This is a genomic window from Microbacterium sp. Bi128, from assembly GCF_918698205.1.
The window spans coordinates 1-4382 of record NZ_CAKKMM010000364.1; the positions used below are offsets into that span (position 1 = coordinate 1).

At 68.0% G+C, this 4382-nt stretch carries 4 protein-coding genes; 3 read left to right on the top strand and 1 reads right to left on the bottom strand.

From position 1 onward, the window contains the following. Positions 1 to 1603 (bottom strand): phosphate acetyltransferase (gene pta / locus LQV45_RS19050; protein WP_230008362.1); only part of this gene is annotated, 1603 nt, incomplete at its 3' end. Positions 1604 to 1694: 91 nt separating this feature from the next. Here pta and LQV45_RS19055 point away from each other — a divergent pair. The 3 genes from LQV45_RS19055 to LQV45_RS19065 are packed head-to-tail and all read left to right on the top strand — an operon-like array spanning position 1695 to position 4228. Continuing rightward, complete coding sequence (locus tag LQV45_RS19055; RefSeq protein ID WP_230008363.1) at positions 1695 to 2246, top strand: hotdog fold thioesterase; 552 nt, start codon at positions 1695 to 1697, stop codon at positions 2244 to 2246. A gap of 16 nt (positions 2247 to 2262) precedes the next feature. Next, the gene (gene paaK, locus LQV45_RS19060) at positions 2263 to 3591 is read left to right on the top strand and encodes a phenylacetate--CoA ligase PaaK (RefSeq protein ID WP_230008364.1); all 1329 of its coding nucleotides are present in this window, start codon (positions 2263 to 2265) and stop codon (positions 3589 to 3591) included. A 31-nt stretch (positions 3592 to 3622) separates the two neighbouring features. Continuing rightward, complete coding sequence (locus tag LQV45_RS19065) at positions 3623 to 4228, top strand: TetR/AcrR family transcriptional regulator (RefSeq protein ID WP_230008365.1); 606 nt, start codon at positions 3623 to 3625, stop codon at positions 4226 to 4228. Positions 4229 to 4382 lie beyond the last annotated feature (154 nt).

The following is a 4382-nucleotide window of genomic DNA, read 5'->3' on the forward strand; positions in this document are numbered from 1 at the left end:
TGACCGCGCAGTCGCCGTAGACCAGCACCCGGTCCGGCATCAGCATCAGGAACACCGAGGAGACGATCTTGACGCCGTCCCGGGTCTTGACGAACTCCAGCGCGGGACGGATGGTGTGGGCCGTGGTGTGCGCGGCGCCGGACACCATGCCGTCCACCACGCCGAGCTGCACCATCATGGTGCCGAAGTAGCTGCCGTCGAGCATGACTTCCAGCGCCCGGGCCAGGTCCACGCCCTTGTGCGCCCGCAGCTCCGCGTACTTCTGGGCAAACTGCTGGCGCAGCTCCGACGTCGCGGGGTCCACGATGCTCATGCCGGAGAGGTCGATGCCCTGGGTGGACGCCAGTTCCCGGACCGCCGACTCATTGCCCAGGATCGTGAGGTCGCAGACGTCCCGCCGGTGCAGAATTTCGGCGGCCCGCAGGATCCGCACGTCGTTCCCCTCGGGCAGGACAATGTGCCGGCGCTGCAGCCGGGCCCGCTCAATGAGGTCGTGCAGGAACCGCAGCGGCGTCATCCGCTCCAGCCGCGGCAGGTGCAGCCGCTCCACCAGCTCGGCCTCGTCCACGCGCTTAGCCCACAGCCCCACGGCCGAGGCCACCTTGCGGCGGTGCCCCGACCAGATCTCGCTGCGGACCTCGGACACCCGTTTGGCGGTGGTGTAGGTATCGTCCGGGGCCGCGAACACGGGGAATGGTGCCTGCGCCAGCAGCGAGTAGATGTTGGGGTCCGGGGCCAGGCCGCCGGTGAGGATGAGCGCCGACGGCACCGGAAACTCCGGCGAGAACGACGACGCGAGGCACGCGACCATCACGTCCGCACGGTCACCCGGGACGATCACGAGGGCGCCGTCGTCGAGCACGTGCAGGAAGTTGGCCACGTTCATCGCCGCCACCTTGATGGAATGGACGTCGCGTTCCATGTCCTGCCGGCCGGCCACCTGGCGGATCCCAAGGGCCGAGGCCACCTCCCCGGTGGTGGGCCGTGCGATGTCGTCCAGCTCGGGGAAGACGTAGACGGGGCGGCCGGACGCGCCGGGCTTCACGGCGGCGACGATCCCGTCCACGTCCTCCGGGTCGGCGCGGTTCACCATGATGGCCAGGAGGCTGCAGCGTTCCGCCGCCAGTTCCTTGCGGGCAACCTCGACGGCGTCGGCAGCCTCCGCGACGGTCCGCCCCTTCGCGCCCACCACGGCGACGATCGAGGCGGCCAGGTTGTTCGCGAGGCGAGCGTTGAGGTCGAATTCGACGGCGGCATCCTGGCCGGTGAGGTCCGTCCCCTCCACAATCACCACGTCGCAGTGGCGGGACATTTCGGCGAAGATCTCCACGCAGCGGGCGTCGATCTCGGCCCTGTTTCCCTCGGCCAGCAGCCCGCGGACCTCGGCAAACGTCAGGCCGCCGCGGCAGCGCTGGTCATCAAGATCGAACCGGGCCTTCATCAGCGCCACCATCGGGTCCGCCGCGGCGTCGTTGCCGTGAACCACAGGCTTGAAGAAGCCGATCCGGTCCGCGTGCCGGTGGAGGGTGTCCGCCAGCCCCAGCGCTATGAGGGACTTGCCGGAGCCCGGGGTGGTCGCGCTGACGTAAATTCCTTTGGCCATGTGTCCCAGCATACTTACACCCCTTGACAGCGGGCACCCACATGGGATTACCTAATGAACATTCGGTAAATAAAGCTGGAGGCAACGACGCATGGCTGAACTGACGGTTTCCGGGGGCACCCACCCCATCCTGAAAGACGACTACGCCTCGGAATGGATGGGCATCGAAGTCCTGGCGCTGGACGACGGGCATGCCACGATCCGCATGACGCTCCGGCAGGAAATGCTCAACGGCTTCGGCATGGCCCACGGCGGAATGATCTTCGCCTTCGGCGACACCGCCTTCGCCCTCGCCTGCAACCCGGCCAACCCGAAACCCGGCGAAGCCGGGATCGACAGCGGCAACATCACGGTTGCTGCCGGCGTCGACATCAACTTCCTGAAGCCCGCCTTCCGCGGACAGGTGCTGACCGCCGTCGCGAACCGCCGCGCCAGCACCGGACGCAGCGGGCTGTACGACATCCAGATCTACGCCGCCGACCCTGGCGCGGGTGCGCCCGGAACACCGCAGCCGGCACCGGCCGGCGCGGCCCCCGCAGCAACCCTTCCGGGCCAGCTCCCCACCGATACCGCTACCGACGCCCCTACGTGGGAACTCATCGCCGAGTTCCGCGGCCGCAGCCGCACCATCTCCAAGAAATAGAAACAGGGAACCACTGATGACCCAAGAAACTGCCGCCGCCACTACCGACGCTGTCCTGGACCGCGAGGAGACTATCTCCCGCGACGAGCTCGAGGCGCTCCAGCTCAGCCGCCTGCAGCACACCGTGGCCTACGCCTATGACCGCGTCCCCCTGTACAAGCGCAAGTTCGACGAGGCCGGCGTCCACCCGACGGACCTGCGTGAACTCTCCGACCTCGGCAAGTTCCCCTTCACCACCAAGGAGGACCTCCGCCTCGAGTACCCCTTCGGCATGTTCGCCGTGCCGCAGCACGAGGTCGCCCGGATCCACGCCAGCTCCGGCACGACGGGCCGCGCCACCGTGGTGGGCTACACGAAGAAGGACCTCGCCGACTGGGCCAAGCTTGTGGCCCGCTCGCTGCGCGCCTCCGGCGTCCGGCCCGGCATGAAGGTGCACAACGCTTACGGCTACGGCCTGTTCACCGGCGGCATGGGCGCCCACGCCGGCGCCGAGGCCCTCGGCTGCACCGTCATCCCGATCTCCGGCGGCCAGACCGAGCGCCAGATCACCCTCATCCAGGACTTCAAGCCCGACGCCATCCTGGCCACCCCCACGTACCTGCTGACCATCGCCGACGCCATGATCAAGCAGGGCATCGACCCGGCCTCCACGTCCCTGAAGTACGCCGTCCTGGGCGCCGAGCCGTGGACCGAGGAGATGCGGCACGAGCTCGAGACCACCATGAACCTCAAGGCCTGCGACATCTACGGTCTCTCCGAGGTCATGGGCCCGGGCGTCGCCGGCGAAGCCGTGGAAACGCAGGACGGCAGCCACATCTGGGAGGACCACTTCCGGCCCGAGATCATCGACGCCTTCGACCCCACCGTGGTGCTGGGCGACGGCGAACCCGGTGAGCTGGTGTTCACCTCGCTCACGAAGGAAGCGCTGCCGATCATCCGGTACCGCACCAAGGACCTCACCCGGCTGCTGCCGGGCACCGCGCGCCCGGCGCACCGCCGCATGGGCCGCATCACCGGCCGCAGCGACGACATGATCATCCTGCGCGGGGTGAACCTGTTCCCCTCCCAAATCGAGGAGATCGCCCTGCGCATCCCCGAGCTCAGCCCGCACTTCCAGCTGGAACTGACCCGGCCCGAGGGCCATCGGATGGACCAGATGACCGTCAAGATCGAGCGCCGCGACGCCGTCAGCGTCGAGGGCGCGGCGGCGGCTGCCAAGGCCCTGCAGCAGCAGATCAAGATCCACGTCGGTTCCTCCTGCACCGTCGACGTCGTCGACCCCGGCTCGCTGGAGCGGTCCAACGGCAAGCTGCGCCGGATCTACGACATGCGCCCCAAGGGCTGAGTGAGCACCAGATCGTGAGAAACTAGCCACTATGCCCAGCACAGCAACCACCACCAAGCGCGGCCGCCCCGGCTATGACCAGCAGTCGGTGCTGGTCATCGCCGTCGACGTCTTCAACCGCCACGGCTACGATGCCACCTCGATGGGTATCCTTGCTGAGAACCTGGGCATCTCCAAGTCCGCGATCTACCACCACGTCCCGTCCAAGGGCGACCTGCTGAAGCTCGCCCTGGACCACGCCCTGGGCGGGCTCGAGGCGATCCTGGACCAGCCCGGGGCAACCTCCGGTTCGGCCGATGCCCGGCTGGAGTTCGTGGTCCGCCAGACCATCTCGGTGCTGGTGGAGCGGCTGCCCTTCGTGACGCTGCTGCTGCGCCTGCGCGGGAACACGGAGATCGAGCGGGATGCGTTGGAACGGCGCCGCACCTTCGACCACAAGGTCGCCGCATTGATTTCCGAGGCTCGGGATGAGGGCTCGCTCCGCCAGGACATTGACCCCCGCACCGTCACCCGGCTGCTGTTCGGCACCATCAACTCGATCGTCGAGTGGTACAAGCCGGGCGGCTCGCTGTCCCCGGAGAAGCTGTCCGACGACGTCATCACCATGGCGTTCCACGGCCTTCACGTCCCCCGCTGACCGCCTGCCGGCCGGCGGGTGGCCGGGTCAGTCGTTGACGGCGGGATAACGGACGCCCACCCTGTAGTCATGGCCACGAAGATATCTGACGTCCTCTTCAGCACGTTCCCCGATTTGCGTTACCAGCCCACCGCGAAAAGGGTCCGTGCCATGG

Bases quoted from the DNA above. Each gene is read 5' to 3' on its own strand.
- LQV45_RS19065 (WP_230008365.1), top strand. From the start codon at position 3,623: ATGCCCAGCACAGCAACCACCACCAAGCGCGGCCGCCCCGGCTATGAC.
- LQV45_RS19055 (WP_230008363.1), top strand. From the start codon at position 1,695: ATGGCTGAACTGACGGTTTCCGGGGGCACCCACCCCATCCTGAAAGAC.
- paaK (WP_230008364.1), top strand. From the start codon at position 2,263: ATGACCCAAGAAACTGCCGCCGCCACTACCGACGCTGTCCTGGACCGC.